The organism is Rickettsiales bacterium, assembly GCA_029252805.1.
In the GTDB taxonomy this organism is placed as follows: Bacteria; Pseudomonadota; Alphaproteobacteria; order Rickettsiales; family JALZUV01; genus JALZUV01.
This window is the reverse complement of the sequence record JAQXAR010000044.1, coordinates 1-5,192: the sequence shown is the minus strand read 5'-3', so window position 1 is coordinate 5,192 and position 5,192 is coordinate 1. Positions and strand designations below refer to the sequence as shown.

The 5,192-nt window shown below is 40.9% G+C and carries 3 protein-coding genes and 1 tRNA gene; 2 read left to right on the top strand and 2 right to left on the bottom strand.

Annotation, left to right across the window (positions count from 1 at the left end; translation table 11 throughout):
• Positions 1-35: 35 nt before the first annotated feature.
• A tRNA-Pro gene (locus P8P30_08825) sits at positions 36-112 on the top strand.
• A gap of 244 nt (positions 113-356) precedes the next feature.
• Here the strand turns inward: P8P30_08825 and P8P30_08820 are convergent.
• Positions 357-2,813 (bottom strand): hypothetical protein, encoded by a 2,457-nt coding sequence (locus P8P30_08820; protein ID MDG1287646.1) that lies wholly within the window; start codon positions 2,811-2,813, stop codon positions 357-359.
• A 308-nt stretch (positions 2,814-3,121) separates the two neighbouring features.
• Here P8P30_08820 and P8P30_08815 point away from each other — a divergent pair, with 308 nt between their 5' ends.
• Complete coding sequence (locus tag P8P30_08815) at positions 3,122-3,415, top strand: hypothetical protein (protein MDG1287645.1); 294 nt, start codon at positions 3,122-3,124, stop codon at positions 3,413-3,415.
• 244 nt (positions 3,416-3,659) lie between these two features.
• On the opposite strand, the gene P8P30_08810 is transcribed toward P8P30_08815, so the two are convergent.
• Complete coding sequence (locus P8P30_08810) at positions 3,660-4,847, bottom strand: tyrosine-type recombinase/integrase (protein MDG1287644.1); 1,188 nt, start codon at positions 4,845-4,847, stop codon at positions 3,660-3,662.
• Between the last annotated feature and the right edge of the window lie 345 nt (positions 4,848-5,192).

The following is a 5,192-nucleotide window of genomic DNA, read 5'->3' as shown; positions in this document are numbered from 1 at the left end:
TTGTTTTATATCTGTTATCGAACGCTTCTCTTCGTCGGGGAGTAGCGCAGTCTGGTAGCGCACCTGGTTTGGGACCAGGGGGTCGCAGGTTCGAATCCTGTCTCCCCGACCATTTATTTTTATATTAATCAATCGCTTGATTGGTAGTTTAAGATTTTAGGTAGCATATAGGTAGCATTCGAAAATGTCTGTCGGGAGCAAACCTTCTGTTTGCCTGTCTTTTTTCTATAATCATCTATTGTTTTTGCGTTATCTAGAGCAACCTCTTACCTCTTTCCTCCACATCAGTAATTGATTGTCGTTTGAATTATTCTTAATAGCAAGAAGGCTCTAATCAAAGATTACATATAACAAGCCTAACCAATTCCCTGAGAAGCCATCTCATTAGGTTTATCTTTATCCCTTTGCTCCCATCGCTCTTGACTTTCTTCAACCGCTTTCCGCAGATCATCATAGCGATCAACAATGACTACCTTCCGTTCTCTCTGTACAGCAGGATCGAGCAAATTCAACTCATTGATAACGTGATCAAATACGCCTTTCCCTGTCGTCGAGTCTTGCTTGTTGTAGATAATGATGTCTTTACGCTTTGATTCATCCTTTTCCACGCGATTCATGATAAGTGACTGAATCAATTCTTGTGCAGTACCATGCGCTCCGGGAGCGTAAACGTGTGTGTTCGCTTTAAGCATGGCGTGCATACGGCGAATGATGTTGCCAGATTCAAAGTAATTCTCTCCCTCACGGCTACCTGCCGCTGGTTTGCCAGATCCTTCCTGCTTAATCAAAAATTCCATACTGAACGCGAAGAAACGATCTTTCGGAACATACTTGTCATTATCAGCGATCTTATAGAGTAGGTCTTCATTCTCTTTGAGCATTTTTTCGATATTAACTGACTCAAACGGCACTTCGTCACCCTCAAGGATAGGTGCTGTGCGGGTGATGATATACTTTTGCAATTCTTCTTTTTCTTCTGCGTTAAGAAAATCGTCTTCAAGAATTGCCTCTAACTTGTCACGAGAGAGGTAATACTCCAAAAACCCAGCATGAGCTGCGCCCATCGGGCCGTCTAGTTGACCTCCACCTGTTACTAATGTCCAATCGTTACTGGCGATATATTGTGCGATGTTTCCGGTTCGACGTGTGTAGCTGGGAGAATTGTTAAAAGCTCCTCCGCCGATAAAGACAGAGAAACGATCTTTGGGTAGCTGAAAGCCCAGAACCTCATCCTGTGAAATATCATCATAGGGGTATTCGGTGCTTCCGTTGATGCTCTCACCAAGAGTATGCTTAAAGCGCTCAGCCGCTTCTTGCTGATATTCGCGCAACTCTTCGTCTGTTTCGGCCACTTTGATAGGAGAAGTGCCTTGTGCTAACCCATTCCAATAAGTTTCATCGAAGAGTCGTAAAGCAGGATCAAAGTGGTTGTCGCGGTTATCAATGATGATGCCCGTATTCTTGCTCTCTGGGTGAATGAGACGAGAAACAACCACCAACATGAGGATTTGCACATTGTCTTCTAACGGTCTGCGCTTCTCTTCAAATATCTCGGATTGAATTTCTTCTGCACGTTGCTCAAATCCTTTCTGGATATCTTCAACGCCAGCAAACTCATTTGCTTGCGACTCTTGGTAAATCTTATCTATAGCGAGTCGATCTATCTTCTTTTGATTGACGGTGCTTGGGCGTAAGATAACTGAATTAACTGCTGCGATAGGTTTGAGGTTTGGGTTCTTTAATAACTCATCATAAGTGGGTAAGCGAACCAAAGGTATATTGTTAATTTTAGGAACTGATTGCGGTGTTTTTTTAGGCTCTGCACCATGAAATAAATCACCATGCAAATACCCAACTTGTAGGGGGGATGGGTTAATGTACTTATTGTCTTTCCCTAATGTGAACCCCATCGCTTCAACATTCTTCATTCGATAATCTATTGCATCGTTTGTTGGATCAAATAAGCTATCATCCAAGATCATAGCTGCTCGATTCTTCGCCATTCCCTTTTCATCTAGAGCTAACTCGCCAGATTTATCGCGAAGATAAAATAAATCATCATAGGTAACGGAAGTGCCGGGATCATTATGCCGTGTAAGGAGAGTGTTTTGCCATTGAGCAGGTGTTGTGAATCGTCCTTCTGCTTCATAAGCAAAAGTATCTGAAACTTCATTCTGACTCGGATCAACCAAGGCAACGCTGGTTTCATTTTGGTAACGTAAATAATCCAGTTTGGCTTTATTTTGCCCCATGTGAATAATCTCGACCAATTCGAAAATTCCACCTTTGAGCGTTTCAACAATCAATTTCAAGTCAGGGCCTGGAAACCCCGTTGCATCATCTTCAAACCCTCGGAATAAACGCTCGTAGTTTTCCTTCTTCGGATCATCATCTTTAATAATACGGCGGCGTAATTCCTCTTTCATAAACTGCACAGCGGTTTTCTCTGCGTTGGTCTCAGCAACGATACTCAAGCCAGAATCCTCAACCATTCCAACAATACGACCATCATCAATACCTTTGGATTTTAGCACTTCTTTCACCTTATCGAAGATAGAGTGACCAGCATCACCATTGGGCACAGAAGCGCCAAAGATGTTGAGTAGCTCATGCCCTTTTTCCTGCACATGATCATCGTAGTTACTGTTATCTTCGGGTGTTTTAGTGGGAGGTATACCTAGTTCATCAAGGGTGAAAAAATTCACATCATAATTCTCAAATATACGCCGGTAATTCTCAATTTTATCAGGCGAGGTACTATAAAAAACAACGGTTGAACCGGGTTCTAATAATGCGGGATTTATTGAAGTCATTCGTAATACCTTAATGTTAACGTAGCTATACCAACTTATAACATATATTAACCAATGGCGCATATTACAGTTATATGACGAAATCCTTGCTCTTGGTTTTCTATTCTATACTATCGCGACTTAGCAATCGCAGTGGATTGCTGGGGCGTAGTAACCCTCTTATCGTACGCGGTTTGTGTGACCGTTTCGCACTCCTCAACTTAGTTGGGGAGGCATTAGCGTATGCAATAGCTCTTTGAGTAAAGGCTAATGCGGCTTCTCGTACGATAGGCTTACTAACTCCCCAGCACCAGTTTGAGGAGAAAGTTATGTTTTATGCAATACCGATGGTGGTGGCTATCATTTTAGCAATTATCGCTGATAAATATGCTAAGGAAAGAAACCCTAAACCCTTTGATTTTGTTTGGGGGTATTTCGTTGCGATAGGTAGTGCACTTTACAATTTTTTGTTTTTCGTGCTGATAATGATTGAGTATTTTAATAACACGAAAGCAGAAACATTAATTGCAGCAATCTTGTGTCTGTTTGGTGTAGTTCTCTATTATCCGATGTTTACCTTACATTTCTTCCGCATTTTACAAACGGAATGCCACCGCCTTTGACTCGCATAGAACGTAACCATGAGAGCGAGAAACCATACAGCTTGGAAACCTCTATTTCGGTTAATAGCTTTTTCGATGTTTTATCCATAACAATTATTCCTTTCGTTGGATTGCTATAGATTTACTATGGTATTATATGCTGAACAAATTATAGGGGGTTAGCCTAAAAGGCTTATTAGGTAAGGGTTTGAGGTGTATTATCGGCCAATAAAAAATAAAAAATTACAATAAACGTTATTTATAACTACCCATTGATAGGAATAATTTTCGCCTTATTACCGGCCATCACCGCTGCCATCGTATTGCCTACAAGGTGCGCCGCTTCATGCATTGGTTTACCCACTAAGTGCGCGTAACGCTCTGTAGTGGATTGTTGGGTGTGCCCCAGTAGTTTACCAATCATGTAGAGATTCATGCCTCCTGCCGCAGCCATAGAAGCATAAGAATGACGCAAATCATGTAACCGGACATCCTCTAAACCTGCTTTCCTTCTAATACGATCCCATGCTTTTTGGAGGGTTACATAATACCCTTTTTTGCCAATACCGGGCAGAACGTATGGGCAGCCCTCTATACATTCCGCCGATGCTAATAACTCTAAGGCGGGAGGCGCAAGATATATCGTTTTCTTACCTGTTTTTGAATCAGGAAGATTAATACGACTTTCTTCAAAATCTATCCATTGCCATTCAAGTTGGCAAATTTCATTCTTTCGACAGCCTGTGAAAAGCAGTAAGCGTATAGCCAGAATCGCTTTAGGCATTTCTGTTTGTTCAATTTCACATTGATTAAGCACTTCACTGAGCCTTAGCAATTCTTCATTCTTCAAAAAACGATCTCTCGGTTCTTCTTTGTATTTATCAACAAATGAGCATGGGTTTTCAATTTCTGTTCGATATTGCCATCTTTGCGCGAGACGTAAAAGTTTTCCTGTCAATTCGATTACTCGATTTGCAGCGTAAGGTGTTTCTTTCATTCTTTGATGAACCTGAATGAAGGTGTTGCGATCAACAGTGTTAATACTCAATTTTCCTAGTTTTGGCTTGATGTGCTTCTCAATTAGTTTCTTTTCCTCAATAAGGGAGCGGGCTTTTAATTGCGAAGAGTAACGCTCTAAGTAAATCTCAATAAACTGTTCGATAGTTATAAGCTTCTTGCGTAGTTGCTTATCGGCGGAAGGATCGCCGCCATTAGCAATTTGCGCTAACCATTGCCGGGCAATACTTCGTGCTTGGTCGCATGTAATATTACCATGAACTCCAATAGTAGGGTTCCGTTGCTGCTTCTGCGCATTGCGGTAATAGAGCTGATAGACCCGTTTGCCTTTTGGGGTAACCTTGCATCGAAATCCGCGCAATTCGTTGTCATGTATAAGAATATCTTTATCGCTAGGGGATTCGCGCTCCACAATAGTTTTATTCAGTTTTGGCATTTAACGATCCTCACCTTGTATGAATATACTACCTAGGTAGCAAATAAGTAGCAAATTAAATTGCAATAAATAGCTTTCGGTATTATCGGGTATTAGAGATATCCAGTAATTATATATATTTTACAGTAAGTAATAACGGTTAATGAAAGTCAGTGTCGATAGGTAAAAATACAGGACAACAAATTCGAATCCTGTCTCCCCGAACATTAGAATTTCAGCTATATTATTATATAAAAAGGGGCTGACACCTAACATTTAAATTGTTAGGAGTTATTGATGTATATAAAGCATTGTAAGTTATCGAGAAATAAGCAGTTAGAGTTGATAAAATATTTCATTGCGGGT